The following is an 18,006-nucleotide window of genomic DNA, read 5'->3' on the forward strand; positions in this document are numbered from 1 at the left end:
ATCCGTCGATGGGCGGCCCGCCGGCCACGAGCCGGCCCGCCCGGTAGGGAGCCAGACGATGCCCGACGTGTCCGTTCCCCGGCGTCGCGTGCTGCACGCGCTCGCCGTCACGGCCGCCGCCGCGGCCCTCACCGCCGCCGCCTCCACCCCGGCCCTCGCCGCGCCGACCGGTCAGGTCCGGTTCGCCGGCGCCGCCGACGCCGTCAGCGGCAGCTACCTGGTCGTGCTCAAGGGCGACGCGGTCGGCGCCGCGAACAGCCGCACCGCGCGTACCGCCGTGCCGGAGCGGGCCGCCGGCCTGGCGAAGCGCTACGGCGGCAGTGTCGCCACGGTGTGGAGCGCCGCGCTCACCGGCTACAACGCGAAGATGAGCATCGGGCAGGCGCGCCGGCTGGCCGCCGACCCGGCCGTCGCGTACGTCGAGCAGGACCGGCGGGTGACCGTCCAGGGCACCCAGACCGGCGCCACCTGGGGGCTGGACCGGATCGACCAGCGCAGCCTGCCGCTCAACAGCACCTACACCTACCCGAACACCGCCACCAACGTGCGCGCGTACATCATCGACACCGGCATCCGGACCACGCACAGCCAGTTCGGCGGCCGGGCCACCTGGGGCACCAACACGGTGGACAGCAACAACACCGACTGCAACGGCCACGGTACGCACGTCGCCGGCACGGTCGGCGGCAGCACCTACGGCGTGGCCAAGGGCGTCCGCCTGATCGCGGTCAAGGTGCTCAACTGCTCCGGCAGCGGCAGCACCGCCGGCGTGGTCAACGGCGTCAACTGGGTCACCTCGAACGCGGTCAAGCCGGCGGTGGCGAACATGAGCCTCGGCGGCGGCGTCAGCACCACGCTGGACAACGCGGTGGCCAACTCGATCAGCTCCGGCATCACGTACGCGCTCGCGGCCGGCAACTCCAGCGCCAACGCCTGCAACTCCTCGCCGGCCCGGGTCGCCTCGGCGATCACGGTGGGCTCCACCACCAGCAGCGACGCGCGGTCGTCCTTCTCCAACTACGGCACCTGCGTGGACATCTTCGCGCCGGGCTCGTCGATCACGTCGTCGTGGAACAGCAGCGACAGCGCGACCAACACCATCAGCGGCACCTCGATGGCGTCGCCGCACGTGGCGGGCGCCGCGGCGCTGGTGCTGTCGGCGAACCCGTCCTACAGCCCGGCGCAGGTGGCCAGCTACCTGACCAGCAACGCCACCACCGGCAAGGTGACCAGCCCGGGCACGGGCTCGCCGAACCGGCTGCTCTTCGTCGTCAACTGACACCCGTCGGCTGACCGCGGCCCGGTGGATTCGAGTGGAGTCCACCGGGCCGCGTCGTGCCGTGTGTCGGAGAGTCGGCGGCGGGAGCGGTGGCCGGAGCGGCAGGATGGGGGCATGACGCTCTCCCTACCCATCGACCCGCAGGCCAACGAACTGCTGCGGCGCGACCCGCTGGCCCTGCTGCTCGGGATGGTGCTGGACCAGCAGGTGCCGATGGAGAAGGCGTTCTCCTCGCCGTACGTGCTGGCGCAGCGACTCGGCCACGAGCCGGACGCCCGGGAGCTGGCCGGGTACGACCCGGACGCGCTGGTGGCGCTGTTCGCCCGGCCGCCGGCGCTGCACCGGTTCCCGAAGGCGATGGCGGCCCGGGTGCAGGAGGTCTGCCGGGCGCTCGTCGAACGCTACGACGGCGACCCGGCGCGGCTCTGGTCGGAGGCGGCCGACGGCGCGGAGCTGCTGCGCCGGGTCGGCGAGCTGCCCGGTTTCGGCCGGCAGAAGGCGCAGATCTTCGTGGCGCTGCTCGGCAAGCGGTTCGGGGTCGCCCCGGCGGGCTGGCGCGAGGCGGCCGGCGCCTACGGCGAGGCGGAGGCGTACCGGTCGGTCGCCGACGTGACCGATCCGGAGTCGCTGGGCCGGGTGCGCGAGTTCAAGCAGCGGATGAAGGCGGAGTCGAAGGCCGCGAAGGGCTGACGCGTGAGCGAGCAGCGGGGCGGAGGGCTGCTGCGCACCAGGTCCAGCCCTGGACGGGCGACCTTCCTGGAACTCTTCTTCGACCTGGTGTTCGTGTTCGCGCTGACCCGGGTGTCGCAGCGGCTGGTGGCCGACGTCGACAGCGGGCACCTGGCGGCCGGCGTCGGCCGGACGCTGCTGCTCTTTCTGGTGCTCTGGCAGGTCTGGACCATCACCACCTGGGTGACCAGCCGGTACGAGCCGGAGCGGGTGGTCATCCAGGCGGTCGTGGTCGGTGTGATGTTCGGCAGTCTGGTGCTCGGTGTGACGCTTCCCCGCGCGCTGGAGGAGCGGGCGTTGACGTTCGCGCTGGCGTACGTGGTGATGATGGTCGCGCGTCCGCTGGTGCTGTTGGTGGCGCTGCGCGGGCATCCGCGGCGAATGGTGCCGGTGCGGCTGGTCGGCTGGGCCGTGGCGACCACCCCGCTCTGGCTGGCCGGCGCGCTGGTGCCCGACCTGCGCCTGCCGCTGTGGGCGGTCGCGCTGGCGGTGGACTACCTGGGCACGTTCCTGGGGTGGCCGCTGCCCCGGCTCGGTTCGTCCCGCATCCGGAGCTGGCTGGTCGCCGGGGAGCACCTGGCCGAGCGCTACCAGCAGATCTTCCTCATCGCGCTCGGCGAGTCGATCCTGGTGATCGGGGTGTCCTACAGCGGGGAGCAGTTCTCCGGGCGGTCGGCCGCCGCGTTCGCGCTGGCGTTCCTGGTCACCGCGTTGCTCTGGCGGATCTACTTCCACCGGGCCGGGCACCTGCTGGCGGAGGCGTTGCGGCTGGCCGGCACGCCCGGGCGGCTGGCTGAGTCGGCCGCCCAGACCCACCTGTTCATGGTGCTCGGGGTGCTCGTCTCGGCGGTCGGCTACGAACTGGTCATCGCCCACCCGTACGACGCGGCGGATGCCCGCTGGCTGGTCTTCGTGGTGGGTGGCCCGGCGCTGTTCCTGGCCGCCCGGTCCCGCTTCGAGTACGAGATCTTCGGCCGGGTGTCCCGCTCCCGGCTGGTCGGGCTGGCGGGCCTGCTGCTGCTCGCGCCGGTGCTGACGGCCGGCCCGGTCCTGCTGGCGCTCGCCGTGGTGGCCGGCGTGCTGGCGCTTGTCGCGCTCGCCGACATGTGGCACGCCCGGGGTGGGCCGCCGGAGTCGTCGGCATCGCCGGTCGGGCGGGAGGCGCTCGGCAAGGCCGGCCCCGAGGCGTGAACCGGGCCCGCCAGCCCCGCGGTCGCGAACCGAGGTGACGCGTGCGGGCTCAGGCGGCGGTCGGGCGGGACAGCGAGGCCAGCGCGCGGCGCACGTCGGCCAGCGAGACCGTGGCCGAGTCGTCCAGGTCGGCCAGGCCCGCCTCGATCCACTGCCGCATCAGCGTGGTCACCCCGATGCCACGGGCGTCGGCGGCGGCCCGGACCCGTTCGTACGTCTCCAGCGGCAGGCGTACCGACCGGCTGACCATCGGCACGTCGGTGTCGGGGGTGGGCAGTTGCGCCGGCGACGTCTCGTCGATCAGGTCGGCGAACGCGTCGCCGCCGGCGTGGAACCGCTTGGTCGCCTCGTCACGGTGCATGGTGACCGCCTCCTCGTCGGCGTGCCCTCCGCACCGCCTCGTCGTAGCGCTTGGCCTCGACGTCGCTCAGCTCGCGGGCGGAGAGGATGTCCCAGTCGTTGTCGGTGCCGTCTGCCTCGGCCAGCAGCACGGCGAGGCGCCGGCCGCGGTGGTCGGTGGCGTAGACCACCATCACGTCGTCGCCCAGGTGCCGGATGACCCGGCGGTTGCTGTGCAGGGCCTCCCAGACTTCCCCGGGTGTGACGTCGTAGACCCGCAGGTTCGCCAGCGCCTCGTCGGTGAAGCTGAACCGGTTGGCCACGAGCGGAGCGTACCACGCACGTAACACGTCACCGGATTGTCGCCGATCACCTGCCCCGAGTGACAGGATGGGCGGTATCCCCTCGTAGGAGGTCCGTGGTGAAGCGTCAGGCCTACCAGCCGATCCTGATCACCGACGCCCGGCGCAGCCAGGACGACCAGCTCAGCAGCCGGCAGAAACGCTATGTGCTGATGATGGGCATCCGGGTCGCCTGCATCGTCGTGGGTGCCGTCCTGGTCGGCGTCAAGGCCCCGCTGCTCTGGCTGTGGCTGCCGCTGTGCGCGCTCGGCATGGTGCTCATCCCGTGGCTGGCGGTGCTGCTGGCGAACGACCGCCCGCCCAAGGAGGAGCACCGGCTGGCCAACCGGTTCCAGCCCCGGGGCCGCGACGAGACCCCGCCGATGGCGCTCGCCGCCGAGGAACGCCCACACAAGGTCATCGACGCCGAGCCCTGACCGGTCGTCATCACGCTCCGTGACGCCGGCTCGGAGAGTCCGCCGACAGACCGATATGCCTCTCAGGCATAAATATGACCAGAAGGCATATCGGCCGTCAGGCACACCGGTTCCGAGCCCGGCATGCCAGGCCCGGAACCCGATCACCGCGTGTCCGGCCGCCCGTCAGGCGCCCGGGCGGGCGCCGACCGTGGTCACGGCCAGGGCGCCGAGGTCGCCGGCCCGGGCCAGCGCCGCCCGGGGGTCGGCCCCGGCCAGCCAGGCGGTGAGCAGGCCGGCCGCGAACGCGTCCCCGGCGCCGGTGACGTCCACCACGGCCACCCCGGGCGCCGGGGCCGTCTCCACCCGGCCGTCGCGCTCCACCCAGACCGCCCCGGCCGCGCCGCGCTTCACCACCACCCGGTGCGCCACCGAGGTCAGCGCCCGGCCCTGCGCCGCCGGATCCAGGCCACCGGCCAGCACGGTCGCCTCGTCCGTGTTGACCAGCAGCAGGTCGACGTCGCGTACCCAGGTCAGGAACGCCCCGCCGACGCGCCGCAGCGGCGCCGCGGAGGCCGCGTCGACGCTGACCGTCAGCCCGCGCTCGCGGGCGACGGCCAACGCGCGCAGCCCGGCGCCGCGCGACCCGACGTCCAACAGGGTGTACGCGGACAGGTGCAGATGCCCGACGTCGGGCGCCGCCGCCAGGGCGGCCTCGACGTGCCGCGCGGTCAGCCGCAGGTTCGCGCCACGCTGACTGACCATGGTGCGCTCCCCGCCGTGGGTGAGCACGATCACCGTGCCGGTCGGGTAGCCCTCGTGCCGCTCCACCGCGCAGTCCACCCCGATCCCGGTCAGCTCGGCGACCCGGTCCCGGCCGGTCTCGTCGTCGCCCACGGCGGCCACCAGCGTCACGGCCGCGCCCTGGCCGGCGAGCCAGGCCGCGGTGTTGGCCGCCTGCCCACCGCCGCTGAACCGGATCCCGGCCGCGGTGTCCGAGCCGGTCGCGAGCGGCCCGGACAGCATCGCGACCACGTCCGTGATCACGTCGCCGACGACGGCGATGCCGGGCACCCCGCTCGTACCGGGCCGACCGGACATGCCCTCGCTGCCCACGCCGTGCTCACGGCCCTCGCTGCGCTCGGTGCGTTCGCTCATGCGGTGCTGGCTGGGCATGCCCTCACGGCCCTCGCTGCGCTCGGTGCGTTCGCTCATGCGGTGCTGGCTGGGCATGCCCTCACGGCCCTCGCTGCGCTCGGTGCGTTCGCTCATGCCGGGCCGGCGGCGGGTCGGGTCGCCGCGGCGACCGCGATGCGCGCCGCCAGGTCGGCGTTGCGCAGGATGATCCGGACGTTCACCGCCAGGCTGGCGCCCTCGGTGGCGGCGTGGAAGTGGGCCAGCAGGAACGGGGTCACCGCCTTGCCGGTGATCCCCTCCCGGGCCAGCGCCGCCAACCCGTCGGCGAGCGTGCGGTCGTGCAGCGCCGGGTCGAGCTGCTCGTCGGCCGGCAGCGGGTTGGCCACGATCAGCCCACCGGTGTGCACACCCTGCTCGGCGCGGGCGGCCAGCACGTCGGCCACCCGCTCCGGCGAGTCCACCGACCAGTCCAGGTCGAAGCCGGCGTCGGTGAGGTAGAAGCCGGGGAACCGGCGGGTGCGGTAGCCCACCACGCCCACCCCCAGCGTCTCCAGCCGCTCCAGCGTGGCGCCCACGTCCAGGATCGACTTCACGCCGGCGCAGACCACCGCGATCGGCGTGCGGGCCAGCGTGACCAGGTCCGCCGACTCGTCGAACGTGTGCGCCGCCTCCCGGTGCACCCCGCCCAGCCCGCCGGTGGCGAACACGCCGATGCCGGCCGCCGCCGCCACCGCGCTGGTGGCCGCCACCGTGGTGGCGCCGTCCGCGCCGGTCGCCGCCGCCGGCGCCAGGTCGCGGACCGAGAGCTTGCTCACGCCGTCGACCGTGGCGAGCCGGGTGAGTTGGGCGTCGTCGAGCCCGACCCGCAGCTCGCCGCCGACCATGCCGATGGTGGCCGGGACCGCGCCCGCGTCCCGGACCGCCTGCTCGATCTGCCGCGCCACGCGCAGGTTGTCCGGGCGGGGGAGGCCGTGCGACACGATGGTGCTCTCCAGCGCCACGACCGGCCGCCCGGCGCGCAGGGCGTCGGCCACCTCACCACCGAGACTGATGCGAAAGTTGGTCACTTCCGTTACGGTACGGGCCGCCCGCCGGAGGGCCGTGGTGGACCCGACCCGGCCGGCCTGCAAAACTGGGAAGCCGGAGGTGGGGACGTGAGCACTGAGATTCTGGAGCGCCCGGAGCAGAAGGAGGCCGACACCGGCCCCGAGATGTTCCACTACGTGCGCAAGGACAAGATCGCCGAGAGCGCGGTCATGGGCACGTACGTCATCGCGCTGTGCGGGGAGACCTTCCCGGTGACCAAGGCCGCCAAGCCCGGTTCACCTGTCTGCCCGAAGTGCAAGGAGATCTACGAGTCCTGGGGCGAGTGATCGCGGGCGGCTCCGCCGCCCGCCCACGTAACCTGCGCCGATGACCACCTCCACCGCCCTGCTCCTCGCCGACCTCACCGGCGTGGCGGTCTTCGCCGCCTCCGGCGCCTCCGCGGCGGTGGCCAAACGGCTCGACCTGTTCGGGGTGGTCTTCGTCGGTGTGGTCGCCGCCCTCGGCGGCGGCATCTTCCGTGACCTGGTCATCGACGAGGTGCCCCCGCTGGCGTTCGCCGACTGGCGGTACGCGGTCACCGCGGCCGTCACCGCCGCCGCCGTGTTCCGGCTGCACCCGCAGCTCGCCCGGCTGCGCACCACCGTGCTGGTGCTGGACGCCGCCGGGTTGGCCCTGTTCACCGTCACCGGCACGCTCAAGGCGCTCGACGCGCACGTGCCGGCCGTCGGCGCCTGCATGATCGGCATGCTCACCGCGATCGGCGGCGGGCTGGGCCGGGACCTGCTCACCGGCGAGATCCCGGTGGTGCTGCGCCGGGAGATCTACGCGGTGGCCGCGCTCGCCGGCTCGATCGCGGTGACGGTGCTGTCGACGTACGGGCAGGCCACCACCGGGCCGCTGACCGGTGCCGCGGTCTTCGTCTTCGGGCTGCGGCTGATCTCGCTGCGCCGGCGCTGGTCCGCCCCGGTGCCGATGACGCGCCCGCCCCGCACCGGCGCCCGGGGACCACTGCCCTGAGCCGTCCCGCCCGGGTGGGCGGATGTGACCAGCGTGGCGTCGGGTGGGGCGGCCGGGGCCCGCTGGTTATGCTGAGTCGGCCTTCGCGGCACGGATGCGCGAGGGCGTTTTCATGGGCGGCGGCCCCCGTGGCCCCGGTCGGGCCCGTCGCCGTCCGCGGCGGAGAGGAGCTACCCGTGCCACCGCGGTTGCCGGCGCTCGACACGTTCCCACCACTGCGTTCCTGGCAACGCAAGGCGATGGTGGAATACCTGCGCCGCCGGGCCGAGGACTTCACCGCGGTCGCCACCCCCGGCGCCGGAAAGACCACCTTCGCCCTGCGGATCGCCGCCGAGCTGCTCGCCGACGGCACCGTCGAGGCGGTCACCGTGGTCGCGCCGACGGAGCACCTGAAGACCCAGTGGGCGGAGGCCGCGGCCCGGGTCGGCATCCAGCTCGACGCCGCGTTCCGCAACGCCGACCTGCACTCCGCCGCCGACTTCCACGGCGCGGTGGTCACGTACGCCCAGGTCGGCATGGCGCCGCAGGTGCACCGGCGGCGCACCATGACCCGGCGGACGCTTGTCATCCTCGACGAGATCCACCACGCCGGCGACGCCCGCACCTGGGGCGACGGCGTCAAGGCGGCGTTCGAACCCGCGGTACGCCGGCTGATGCTCACCGGCACGCCGTTCCGCTCCGACGACAACCCGATCCCGTTCATCAGCTACGAGCGCGGCGGGGACGGGCTGCTGCGCTCCCGCGCCGACTCGGTCTACGGCTACGCAGACGCGCTGCGCGACGGCGTGGTCCGGCCGGTGCTGTTCCTGGCCTACTCCGGGGAGACCCGGTGGCGCACCAACGCCGGCGACGAGCTGGCCGCCCGGCTGGGCGAGCCGATGACGCAGGACCTGATCGCGCAGGCGTGGCGTACCGCGCTGGACCCGGCCGGCGACTGGATGCCGCAGGTGCTGCGTGCCGCCGACGCCCGACTGAGCACGCTGCGCGCCAACGGCATGCCGGACGCGGGCGGCCTGGTCATCGCCACCGACCAGCAGGTCGCCCGCGCGTACGCCAAGCTGTTGGAGCAGGTGACCGGTGAGAAGGCCGCCGTGGTGCTCTCCGACGACCAGGGCGCGTCCGCGCGGATCGCGACGTTCGCGGCCTCCGAGCAGCGCTGGCTGGTCGCGGTGCGGATGGTGTCCGAGGGCGTGGACATCCCCCGGCTGGCCGTCGGCGTGTACGCGACGAGCGCCAGCACCGCGCTCTACTTCGCGCAGGCGATCGGCCGTTTCGTCCGGGCCCGCCGACCGGGCGAGACCGCCTCGGTCTTCCTGCCCAGCGTGCCGCACCTGCTCGGGCTGGCCAGCGAGATGGAGATCGAGCGGGACCACGTGCTCGGCAAGCCCAAGGACTCCGACGGCTTCGACGACGACCTGCTGGAGCGCGCCCAACGCGAGGACGGGGCCAGCGGCGAGCTGGAGAAGCGGTTCGCGGCGCTCTCCGCGACCGCCGAACTGGACCAGGTGATCTTCGACGGCGCGTCGTTCGGCACCGCCGCCCAGGCCGGCACGCCGGAGGAGGAGGAATACCTCGGCCTCCCCGGCCTGCTCACCGCCGACCAGGTCTCGCTGCTGCTGACCAAGCGGCAGGCCGACCAACTCGCCGCGCAGAAGCGCCGGGCGGCCCAGCGGGCCGCTGAGCCGGCCGCTGCGGCCCCGGCGGCGGCGCCCCCACCGATGAGCGCGGCCCAGCGTCGGGTGGCGCTACGGCGGCAACTGAACGCCCTGGTGGCCGCCCGGCACCATCGCACCGGCCAGCCGCACGGCAAGATCCACGCCGAGCTGCGCCGGCTCTGCGGCGGCCCGCCCAGCGCCCAGGCGACGATCGAGCAGCTCGAGGAGCGCATCGCCACCGTGCAGACGTTGTGACAGAAACCGGCCGGAGGCACCTCGTGCGGTGCCTCCGGCCGGTTATGTCGAGTTACTCGTTGTCTGTCGGACTCAGTTCGCCATGAGATCGGTGCCGCGCCAACTGAACTCCGGGTCCGTCGCGTACCGCACGGTGATCTTCACGAGATCCTCCGCGTACTTGTTCGCGTGGTGCCCACAGAACACCAGCTCACTCCCACCCGAGAGGGTGATCCGGAGCTTGCCGGCAGCATTACAGCGGTCGCACCGTTCATCGGCGGCCGGGGGGCTCACCGTCTCGGGCGGCGGCGTGAGGGTCGGGGTCATCGCCTTCCTCCTCTGGTCGTCACCGATGAACACACTCGTCGGTCGTTGCTCACCTATCCTGCAACACCCATCTCGGGCCCTGCCTTCCCTGTGTGCCCGCGGGGGACCGAGGTCACACCTGGCGTGGAAGACAGTGTGCCGTGCACCAAGGGTGCCACGTCAACGATCACAAACAGGCAACCGACCGATCAAGGATCGGTGTTCTACGGGTGGTGATCAAACCGACACGTCTGGTTGACGTGCGCGGTCAGTCCAGGTAGTCGCGGAGCACCTGGGAACGCGAGGGGTGCCGCAACTTGGACATGGTCTTGGACTCGATCTGCCGGATGCGCTCCCGCGTCACGCCGTACACCTGGCCGATCTCGTCCAGGGTGCGCGGCTGGCCGTCGGTGAGGCCGAAGCGCAGGCGCACCACGCCCGCCTCACGCTCGGACAACGTCTGGAGGACCTGCTGGAGCTGGTCCTGGAGCAGCGAGAACGACACCGCGTCGACCGCCACGACGGCCTCGGAGTCCTCGATGAAGTCGCCGAGCTGGCTGTCCCCCTCGTCACCGATGGTCTGGTCGAGCGAGATGGGCTCCCGGGCGTACTGCTGGATCTCCAGCACCTTCTCCGGTGTGATGTCCATCTCCTTGGCCAGCTCCTCCGGAGTGGGCTCGCGGCCCAGATCCTGGAGCAGCTCGCGCTGTATCCGGCCGAGCTTGTTGATCACCTCGACCATGTGCACCGGGATACGGATGGTGCGGGCCTGGTCGGCCATGGCGCGGGTGATGGCCTGGCGGATCCACCAGGTGGCGTACGTGGAGAACTTGTAGCCCTTGGTGTAGTCGAACTTCTCGACGGCCCGGATGAGGCCGAGGTTGCCCTCCTGGATCAGGTCGAGGAAGGCCATCCCGCGCCCGGTGTAGCGCTTGGCCAGCGAGACCACGAGTCGGAGGTTCGCCTCCAGCAGGTGGTTCTTGGCCCGCTCGCCGTCCCGGGAGATCCACATCAGGTCGCGCTGCAGATCGCGGACCAGCTTCTCCTCGCCCTCGTCGGCGGCGCGCAGCCGCTCGGCGGCGTAGAGGCCGGCCTCGATCCGCTTGGCGAGCTCGACCTCCTGCTCGGCGTTGAGCAGCGGCACCTTGCCGATCTGCTTGAGGTAGGCCCGGACCGAGTCGGCGGAGGCGGTCAGCTCGGCGTCCCGACGCGCCTGCTTGAGCGCCTCGGACTCCTCGTCGTCCCACTCGAAGTCGTTGTCGGTGGCGGAGTTCGCGGCGTCGGCCTCGGCGGCCTGGGCCAGCTCGGCCGGCTCCTCGACCACCACGTCCTCGATCTCGGCGGCCAGCTCCTCCGGGTCGACCTCACCCTCGGCGCCCTCGCCGGCCTTCGCCGGCTTCGCCGCGGCCGTCTTGGCGGCCACGGTGGCCTTCGTGGCCCGGGTCGCCTTGGTGGCCTTGGCCGGGACGGCAGCCTTGCCGGCCACCTCGGCGGTGGTGCCGGCGACCTTGCGGGCCGTCGCCTTCCGGGGCGCCGGCGCGGGGGACTCGTCGGCGGCGGGCGCCTGCTTCGGGGCGGGTGCGGCCGCCTTCTTGGTGGTCTTGGCGGTGGTGGCCCGGGAAGCCGGGGTGGCGGACCGGGCCGCGGCGACCCGGCGGCGGGTGCTCGCGGAGCCGTCCACCACGACCGTCACGCCCGCCTCGGAGAGCGCGCGGAGGATCTTCTTGGCCTGGGCCGGGGTCACCTCAGCGGACTCGACGGTGCGCGCGAGCTGGGCCGACGTGAGCTGACCGCCGGCGCTCTGGGCGTGGGCGATCAGGGTGTCGGTGAGCGAGCGAACGTCGGCGCCGGTCTGGCGGGGTTCTGTCACGAATGACCTTCCGGAGGCGAAGAGCGAGCACGGCCGGGTCGTCCGGCGCAGCACGGGGCCGTGCCGGGCGAGTCGTTGAGGGACCCCCGTGTCCCGGTCCGTCCGGTCGTTGGCGGTCCGTGGCGCGTGGGCAGGGTGAATTGTAACGCCGTCTGCCGCGATCATCCTGCGCAGCACGGCGTACCGGCGGTCCGGGACCGCCGATTCGACGCAGATGTGGACTTTGTAAGGATGATACCCACGCACGGCCAGGCCGGTCCGGGCCGCGCGGGAAGGGGACGAACATGATCGCCTCGGCGCCCACGCCGCGGGAATTGCTCACCATCGCCGTCGAGGTGGCCCGGGACGCCGCGGCCACCGCCCACCGGATGCGCGCCGAGGGCGTCTCGGTGGCCGCGACCAAGAGCACCGCGACCGACGTGGTCACCGCCGCCGACCGGGCGGTGGAGCGGCAGGTGCTGGCCGCGTTGCGGGACCGGCGGCCCGCCGACGCGGTGCTGGGCGAGGAGTACGGCGCGGCCGGGGCCGGTCCGGTCGCGGGGGACGGGGTGCGCTGGATCGTCGATCCGATCGACGGCACCGTCAACTACCTCTACGGGCTGCCCTACTGCGCGGTCTCGCTCGCCGCCGAGGTGGCCGGCGAGGTCGTCGCCGGCGTGGTGCGCAACGTGTTCACCGGCGAGGAGTGGACCGCGACCGCGGGCGGCGGCGCCTGGCGGGACGGCCGGCGGCTGCGCTGCTCCGCCGAGGCCGACCTCGGGCAGGCGCTGGTCGCCACCGGCTTCGGGTACGACGCGGGCCGCCGCGCGCACCAGGCGCGGGTGGTCGCCGAGCTGATCCCGCACGTGCGCGACATCCGCCGGATGGGTGCGGCCGCGCTCGACCTATGCCTGGCCGCCGAGGGACGGGTGGACGCGTACTTCGAGAAGGGGCTGGCCGCCTGGGACCTCGCCGCGGGCGGGCTGGTCGCCCGGGAGGCCGGGCTGCTGGTGACCGGCCTGTCCGGCCGGCCGGCCGGACCGGACCTGGCGCTCGCCGCGCCGCCCGCGCTGCACGGCCCGCTGCACACCCGGCTCGCCGACCTGGACGCCGCCGGCGGGCCGTGACGACCGGTCACCAACCACGGGTACGCGACGAGGGCGGCCTCCCGAACCGCGGAGACCGCCCTGCGTCGTCGTCGGGCCGGCGGGCCGGCCCACGGGTCACTTCTCGACCGGCATCGGGCACGTCTCGGGCGGCGCCTCGGGAGCGCCCAGGTCACCCAGCGACTGGTTCACCTCGGTGGTGGTGGCCAACTGCTGGAACCCGTTGCCGAGGACCACGTCGACGGTGTCGTCCTTGCGGTCCGGCAGGAACACCCGCTCGGCGTTGTTGAGGAAGTAGGCCCGGAGCAGGTGGGCCGAGCCGACGCCCTTGGGGCCGAAGCGCAGCACCGCCACGCCGTCGACCTCCTTCGACTCGTTGCCGACCTTCTTGACCTGGAACTTGCGGTTGCGGAAGTCGTCCGCCACGCCGCCGGCCCGGCCGGACTCGTCGGTGGCGTTGTAGACGTTGATCTTCACGTCCTTCTGCTCGCGCAGTCGCAGGTCGACCAGCGGCCAGCCGTCGGGGCAGTCGGCGGCGGTGCCGGCCGTGCCCTGACTGTCGCGGACCACGGCGACGACCACGAAGACCAGGGCGATGACCGCCAGCAGTCCGACGACAACGAGTGCCCGCACTCGCGCAAAACTCATCCTGGGCGCTCCCCGGACAGTGATTGGGTGGCGGCGGCCGGCGCGGTCGGGCCGCGTCTGTCGACCGTCGGAGTACGCCGCTGAGGTTAACCCTTGTCCGGCTCCCGCGTGGAAACAGTCCGACATGCCGGCGCGCCACGGGGGGAACGGGTAGGACTACCCCTATCTTCGTGTCGCCTGAGTCACATTGGGAACAACTTCGGGCGCAGGGGCGTACATCTCTCCCGCGAGGGCGGTATACATGCCTCGCCCAAAGGGGGGGTAAGGTTCCGCGCTCGCCGGAGGGTTCCGCTCCGGCGAACCCGGCCCACCGGTCGTCGGGTCGGGTGCCCGACACAGTTGGTGGCCGGCCAGGGGAACCGAAACGGCGTCGTCCGGCGTTACAACCGGCAGCGACCATATCGATATTGGAGAGTGAAACCGATGGCCACCGACTACGACGCCCCGCGTCGCGACGAGGTCGACCTCGGCGAGGACAGCCTCGAGGAGCTCAAGGCCCGGCGGGTCGACTCACAGTCGGGCGCCGTGGACGTCGACGAGGCCGAAGTGGCCGAGAGCTTCGAGCTGCCCGGCGCCGACCTGGCCGACGAGGAGCTCACGGTCAAGGTGCTCCCGATGCAGCAGGACGAGTTCCGGTGCGCGCGCTGCTTCCTGGTCCACCACCGCAGCCAGCTCGCGGTGGAGCGCAACGGAGACCTGATCTGCCGAGAGTGCGTCTGATCCCGAGCCGGGACACCGGCGGCGGCCTCCTCGTCGGGGCCGCCGCTGTTCGAGCCGCCGTGCGCCGGTGGCCGGAAGCTGCTTGACTCGTACGGGCGGCTGCCGGCCGCGCGGGAGCAGGAGGGCGGACGGGTGAGCGAGCGCAGCGAGCGGGATGACCGGACGGGAGTCCCGGAGACGGGACCGACACCGTCCGTCCCGGACCCGACCACCGTTCCGGCGCGCGCGGAGGAGACCGTCGAGCCGGCCGCGACGCCGACCGGCGAGGAGTTGGGCGCCACGGTCGCCGCCCTGACCGCCGACGACATCGCCCCGGCCCGCCGCCGGCAACTGCTGGTCCGGCTGGTCGGCCAGGCCCGGGCGCGCGGTCTCACCGACCTGTTCAAGCCCAAGGCCGCGCTGCGCTGGATGACCGAGACCGTCGCCGAGGTCGCGCCGCACGTGCCGATCCGTGACCTCGCCACGCTGCGGCGGCACTTCCCCGGCCTGGACGACGACGCGCTCGCCGACCGGCTGGTCCGCAACGCGTCCCGGGCCACCGCCGGGGTCGGCGCGGCCGGTGGCGGGGTCGCCGCGGTCGAGTGGGCGGTCACGCCCACCCTGCTCTCCGCCCCGGTCCTGCTGGCCGCCGAGACGGTCGCCGTGGTGGCGATCGAGTTGAAGCTCATCGGGGAACTGCACGAACTCCACCGGATGCCGCTGCCCACCGGCGGCACCGCGCGTGCCGTGGCGCTCGTGCAGTCCTGGGCCGGCCAGCGGGGGATCAACCCGATGATGCCCGGCGTCGGGGTGAGCGCCGTGCTGGGCACCGCCGCCCGCCGCGAGCTGCGGGACAGCATGCTGCGTCGCTTCGGCCGCAATCTCACCACGCTCGGGCCGTTCCTGACCGGCGCCGCGGTGGCCGCGTACCTCAACCGGCGGGCCACCCGCACGCTCGGCGAGCAACTCCGCAAGGACCTCCGGCACACGTCCCGCGGCCTGCCCCACAAGCGGGGCTGACGGCCGGGACGGGGAGCGGTCAGGCCGTGTCGCGGGCGGTCAGCAGCGCGGTCGCCAGCTCCACCGGGTGCCGGGTGCTGACCACCCAGAACGGGGTGGGGTCCGCCGGGTCGTCCAGCACCACCTGCACGGCGCCGCCGATCCAGGGGCGCTGCACCACGAACGCGAGCGGATCGGCGCCGACGCCGAGGACCTCGCGCCGGCCGGCCGCGTCCAGCGGCACCGCGTCCGCCACGTGGCGCACCGGGAGGTGGGCGTCGTCGACCCGCAGCTCGCCGTCGCGTACCTCGACCCGGATCCGGCCCAGCCACCACAGGGCGGCCACCGTGCCGGGGATCAGCAGCACGAACGGCAGCCAGGCCCGGAAGCCGGTCGCGCCCAGCCACAGCTCGGCGGCGAGCAGCCCGGCCACGGCCAGCCCGGCGGGCCAGGCCCACCAGGGCAGCCCCAGGCGCTCCGCGTACGGCGCGGGGGTGGCCGTCGGGGCGGCCGGGGATGACGACTGACGCACACTGCGAGGGTACGGCGCGTGGCGGGCCGGCCAACCGGCAGGATGGCAGGGCACCCCGAGGACCGGACGGAAGAGGATGACCGTGACAGATGTCGTACCCGTGCCCGTACGGCGGCTCGACCCGGAGCTGCCGCTGCCGGCGTACGCCCATCCCGGCGACGCCGGCGCGGACCTGGTGGCCGCCGCGGACGTGGAGCTGCCGCCCGGCGGGCGCGCGTTGGTGCCCACCGGCGTGGCGGTGGCGCTGCCGGAGGGGTACGTCGGGCTGGTCCACCCCCGGTCGGGGCTGGCCGCCAGGCTCGGCGTGACGGTGCTCAACGCGCCCGGTACGGTCGACGCCGGCTACCGGGGTGAGATCCTGGTCAACCTGATCAACCATGATCGGGACACGCCGGCGCGGATCAGCCGGGGCGACCGGATCGCGCAGTTGGTGGTCCAGCGGGTCGCCCGGGCCGAGTTCCGGCCGGTGGCCGAGCTGCCCGGCTCCCGGCGCGGGACCGGCGGGCACGGGTCCACCGGCGGGCACGCCGGGCTGGTTCCGGCTCCGGGCGGCGGGCAGAGCGAAGAGGTGGCAGGGTGAGTGCGAACAGCGGAGGGTGGGCGCAGTGATCTTCTCCCGGAAGCGGGCCGACGAGGCGCGGCACGCGCGTGACAACGGGGTCCTCGACGCCGGGGAGACCCCGGCGGCGCCGGCTCGTGGCCCCTACGACGTCAGCGAGGCGCCCGACGCGCCCCGGCTCGACCTGGGCAGCATCCAGATCCCGGCGGTGCCGGACGTGGAGGTGCGGGTGCAGGCCGACCCGCAGGGCGTGATCCAGCAGGTGGTGCTGGTGCACGGGCAGAACGCGTTGCAGCTCGGCGTGTTCGCCGCGCCCCGCTCGGAGGGCATCTGGGACGAGGTGCGCGAGGAGATCCGCACCTCGCTGCTGAACGACGGCGCCGCCGCCCAGGAGGTCGAGGGGGAGCGCGGCACCGAGCTGCGGGCCCAGGTCCGCACCCCGGACGGCGTGACCGACCTGCGGTTCATCGGCATCGACGGGCCGCGCTGGATGGTGCGGGGCGTCTTCCAGGGCCAGGCGGCCGTCGACCCGGCCGCCGGCGGCCCGCTCGCGGCCTGCCTGGACGGCCTGGTGGTGGACCGCGGCCAGGAGGCCAAGCCGGTCCGCGAGCCGCTGCCGCTGCGGCTGCCGCGCGAGGTGGCCGAGCAGCAGGCCGCCGAGCAGCAGGCCGCCGGTCCGCAGGAGGTCTGAGACACGCGCCGGGCCCGGTCCCGTCGGCTCCGAGCCGGCGGGACCGGGCCCGCGGCGTGTCCGCCCGGCGTGCCGCCGGTCCCGCACGCCGGCCGGACCGGCGTACGCTGGCGGGACGGTTCCGCCATCCGCGGGACCCCGGTGCGGAGAGGTGACGCGGAGGTCATGACGACCGACCAGGGCCGGGTGTCGCTGCGGCGGCTGCTGCAACGGTTCACCGCGAGCGAGGCCGAGATCGAGGCGCAGGAGCTGCGCCGGGAGAGCGCCGAATCCGGCGGCACCCCCACCCACCAGTGCAACCGCGGCCAGGTGGTCTCGGTGGCCGGGCGGCTGCGCACCGTGGTCTACACGCCGCGCACCAACCTGCCCACGCTGGAGGCCGACCTCTACGACGGCAACGACGTGGTCACCCTGGTCTGGCTGGGCCGGCGGCACATCGCCGGGATCGAGCCGGGCCGGCACCTCACCGCCCACGGCCGGGTGGCCGTGCGGGACGACCGCAAGGTGATCTACAACCCGTACTACGAGCTGGAGCCGCCGAAGTGACGACCGGACAGCAGCACACCCCGTCGGGCCTCGACCCGCAGGACGAGGAGCGGCTGCCCAGCATCGCCGAGCAGATGGCCGACCAGCTCGGCGGCTGGCGCGGCCTGGTCGAGTCGAGCATCCCGGTGGTGGTCTTCGTGATCGCCAACGTGGTGGGCGAGCTGCGCCCCGCCGTGATCGCCTCGGTCGCGGTGGCGCTGCTGATCGCCGTGCTCCGGCTGATCCAGCGCCGGCCGGTGCGACACGCGGTCAACGGGCTGTTCGGCGTCGGCATCGGCGCGGCCATCGCCTGGCGGACCGGCAACGAGCGGGACTTCTACCTCCCCGGCATCCTCTACGGCATCGGCTACGGCCTGGCGCTGCTGCTCTCCGCCGCGATCCGGCAGCCGCTGGTCGGCTGGATCTGGTCGGTGCTGGTCGCCAAGGGCCGCTCCGAGTGGCGCGACGACCCCAAGCTGGTGCGCACGTTCACCCAGCTCACCGTGCTCTGGGGCGTGGTGTGGCTGGCCAAGGTCGGCGTGCAGGCCGGGCTCTACCTGGCCCACCAGGACACCGCGCTCGGCGTGGCCCGGCTCGCCCTGGGCTACCCGCCGTACGCGCTGCTGCTGCTGATCACCGTCTGGGTGGTGCGCCGGGTCACCCGGGAGGGCGCCGGCGCCACCCCGCTGCCCGGCGCCTGAGCCCGC

At 73.8% G+C, this 18,006-nt stretch carries 22 protein-coding genes; 14 read left to right on the top strand and 8 right to left on the bottom strand.

Going from position 1 to position 18,006, the window contains the following annotated elements; all coding sequences use genetic code 11:
- Positions 1-58: 58 nt before the first annotated feature.
- The 3 genes from OG767_RS09120 (at position 59) to OG767_RS09130 (ending at position 3,199) form a co-directional block, all read left to right on the top strand.
- Positions 59-1,279, top strand: a complete 1,221-nt coding sequence (locus OG767_RS09120) for a S8 family serine peptidase (protein WP_405093004.1) — start codon at positions 59-61, stop codon at positions 1,277-1,279.
- Positions 1,280-1,393: 114 nt separating this feature from the next.
- Entirely contained in the window at positions 1,394-1,969 is a 576-nt protein-coding gene (locus tag OG767_RS09125) for an HhH-GPD-type base excision DNA repair protein (RefSeq protein ID WP_405093005.1), read from the top strand.
- 3 nt (positions 1,970-1,972) lie between these two features.
- On the top strand, positions 1,973-3,199 hold the full coding sequence (locus OG767_RS09130) for a low temperature requirement protein A (RefSeq protein ID WP_405093006.1): 1,227 nt from the start codon (positions 1,973-1,975) through the stop codon (positions 3,197-3,199).
- Between the two features lie 49 nt (positions 3,200-3,248).
- On the opposite strand, the gene OG767_RS09135 is transcribed toward OG767_RS09130, so the two are convergent.
- Positions 3,249-3,560: a hypothetical protein gene (locus tag OG767_RS09135; protein ID WP_107159166.1), complete on the bottom strand. Its 312-nt coding sequence runs from the start codon at positions 3,558-3,560 to the stop codon at positions 3,249-3,251.
- Entirely contained in the window at positions 3,550-3,861 is a 312-nt protein-coding gene (locus tag OG767_RS09140) for a hypothetical protein (protein ID WP_233219766.1), read from the bottom strand. The genes OG767_RS09135 and OG767_RS09140 overlap by 11 nt, the downstream gene beginning before the upstream one ends.
- A 98-nt stretch (positions 3,862-3,959) precedes the next feature.
- On the opposite strand from OG767_RS09140, the gene OG767_RS09145 reads away from it, so the two are divergent.
- Complete coding sequence (locus OG767_RS09145) at positions 3,960-4,316, top strand: DUF3099 domain-containing protein (RefSeq protein WP_281935345.1); 357 nt, start codon at positions 3,960-3,962, stop codon at positions 4,314-4,316.
- A gap of 165 nt (positions 4,317-4,481) precedes the next feature.
- On the opposite strand, the gene OG767_RS09150 is transcribed toward OG767_RS09145, so the two are convergent.
- Together OG767_RS09150 and OG767_RS09155 are read right to left on the bottom strand one after the other, a co-directional pair.
- Positions 4,482-5,396 carry a carbohydrate kinase family protein gene (locus tag OG767_RS09150; RefSeq protein WP_405094169.1) on the bottom strand — a complete coding sequence of 305 codons (915 nt, stop codon included), beginning with the start codon at positions 5,394-5,396 and terminating at the stop codon, positions 4,482-4,484.
- 167 nt (positions 5,397-5,563) lie between these two features.
- On the bottom strand, positions 5,564-6,499 hold the full coding sequence (locus OG767_RS09155) for a pseudouridine-5'-phosphate glycosidase (protein ID WP_357296772.1): 936 nt from the start codon (positions 6,497-6,499) through the stop codon (positions 5,564-5,566).
- 87 nt (positions 6,500-6,586) lie between these two features.
- Between OG767_RS09155 and OG767_RS09160 the strand changes: the two genes are divergently transcribed.
- The 3 genes from OG767_RS09160 (at position 6,587) to OG767_RS09170 (ending at position 9,406) form a co-directional block, all read left to right on the top strand.
- On the top strand, positions 6,587-6,805 hold the full coding sequence (locus OG767_RS09160) for a DUF3039 domain-containing protein (protein ID WP_107159174.1): 219 nt from the start codon (positions 6,587-6,589) through the stop codon (positions 6,803-6,805).
- A 40-nt stretch (positions 6,806-6,845) separates the two neighbouring features.
- Positions 6,846-7,496 (top strand): trimeric intracellular cation channel family protein, encoded by a 651-nt coding sequence (locus tag OG767_RS09165; protein ID WP_405093007.1) that lies wholly within the window; start codon positions 6,846-6,848, stop codon positions 7,494-7,496.
- 176 nt (positions 7,497-7,672) lie between these two features.
- Positions 7,673-9,406: a DEAD/DEAH box helicase gene (locus OG767_RS09170; RefSeq protein WP_405093008.1), complete on the top strand. Its 1,734-nt coding sequence runs from the start codon at positions 7,673-7,675 to the stop codon at positions 9,404-9,406.
- A gap of 72 nt (positions 9,407-9,478) precedes the next feature.
- Here the strand turns inward: OG767_RS09170 and OG767_RS09175 are convergent, their stop codons facing one another.
- Together OG767_RS09175 and OG767_RS09180 are read right to left on the bottom strand one after the other, a co-directional pair.
- The gene (locus OG767_RS09175; RefSeq protein ID WP_091070720.1) at positions 9,479-9,712 is read right to left on the bottom strand and encodes a hypothetical protein; all 234 of its coding nucleotides are present in this window, start codon (positions 9,710-9,712) and stop codon (positions 9,479-9,481) included.
- Between the two features lie 247 nt (positions 9,713-9,959).
- Positions 9,960-11,561, bottom strand: coding sequence for an RNA polymerase sigma factor (locus OG767_RS09180; protein WP_405093009.1), 1,602 nt, complete (start codon positions 11,559-11,561; stop codon positions 9,960-9,962).
- A 284-nt stretch (positions 11,562-11,845) separates the two neighbouring features.
- Here OG767_RS09180 and OG767_RS09185 point away from each other — a divergent pair, with 284 nt between their 5' ends.
- Entirely contained in the window at positions 11,846-12,667 is an 822-nt protein-coding gene (locus OG767_RS09185) for an inositol monophosphatase family protein (protein WP_405093010.1), read from the top strand.
- Positions 12,668-12,763: 96 nt separating this feature from the next.
- Here OG767_RS09185 and OG767_RS09190 read toward each other — a convergent pair whose 3' ends face one another.
- Positions 12,764-13,279: a LytR C-terminal domain-containing protein gene (locus OG767_RS09190; protein WP_405094170.1), complete on the bottom strand. Its 516-nt coding sequence runs from the start codon at positions 13,277-13,279 to the stop codon at positions 12,764-12,766.
- Between the two features lie 438 nt (positions 13,280-13,717).
- On the opposite strand from OG767_RS09190, the gene OG767_RS09195 reads away from it, so the two are divergent.
- The gene (locus OG767_RS09195; protein WP_013284790.1) at positions 13,718-14,014 is read left to right on the top strand and encodes a DUF4193 domain-containing protein; all 297 of its coding nucleotides are present in this window, start codon (positions 13,718-13,720) and stop codon (positions 14,012-14,014) included.
- Between the two features lie 270 nt (positions 14,015-14,284).
- A complete protein-coding gene (locus OG767_RS09200; protein ID WP_405094171.1) occupies positions 14,285-15,013 on the top strand; it encodes a hypothetical protein in 729 nt (242 codons plus the stop codon).
- Positions 15,014-15,032: 19 nt separating this feature from the next.
- Here OG767_RS09200 and OG767_RS09205 read toward each other — a convergent pair whose 3' ends face one another.
- Positions 15,033-15,524, bottom strand: a complete 492-nt coding sequence (locus tag OG767_RS09205) for a DUF3093 domain-containing protein (protein WP_405093011.1) — start codon at positions 15,522-15,524, stop codon at positions 15,033-15,035.
- 82 nt (positions 15,525-15,606) lie between these two features.
- Between OG767_RS09205 and dut the strand changes: the two genes are divergently transcribed.
- The 4 genes from dut (at position 15,607) to OG767_RS09225 (ending at position 18,000) form a co-directional block, all read left to right on the top strand.
- Positions 15,607-16,104, top strand: coding sequence for a dUTP diphosphatase (gene dut, locus OG767_RS09210; protein WP_199199859.1), 498 nt, complete (start codon positions 15,607-15,609; stop codon positions 16,102-16,104).
- A gap of 25 nt (positions 16,105-16,129) precedes the next feature.
- Complete coding sequence (locus OG767_RS09215) at positions 16,130-16,774, top strand: DUF3710 domain-containing protein (RefSeq protein ID WP_405093012.1); 645 nt, start codon at positions 16,130-16,132, stop codon at positions 16,772-16,774.
- Positions 16,775-16,939: 165 nt separating this feature from the next.
- Positions 16,940-17,320, top strand: coding sequence for an OB-fold nucleic acid binding domain-containing protein (locus OG767_RS09220; RefSeq protein ID WP_107159277.1), 381 nt, complete (start codon positions 16,940-16,942; stop codon positions 17,318-17,320).
- The gene (locus OG767_RS09225) at positions 17,317-18,000 is read left to right on the top strand and encodes a DUF3159 domain-containing protein (RefSeq protein WP_405093013.1); all 684 of its coding nucleotides are present in this window, start codon (positions 17,317-17,319) and stop codon (positions 17,998-18,000) included. Before OG767_RS09220 ends, OG767_RS09225 begins: the two co-directional genes overlap by 4 nt.
- The last annotated feature ends 6 nt before the right edge of the window (positions 18,001-18,006 follow it).

Source organism: Micromonospora sp. NBC_01392 (genome assembly GCF_045040125.1).
GTDB lineage: Bacteria > Actinomycetota > Actinomycetes > Mycobacteriales > Micromonosporaceae > Micromonospora.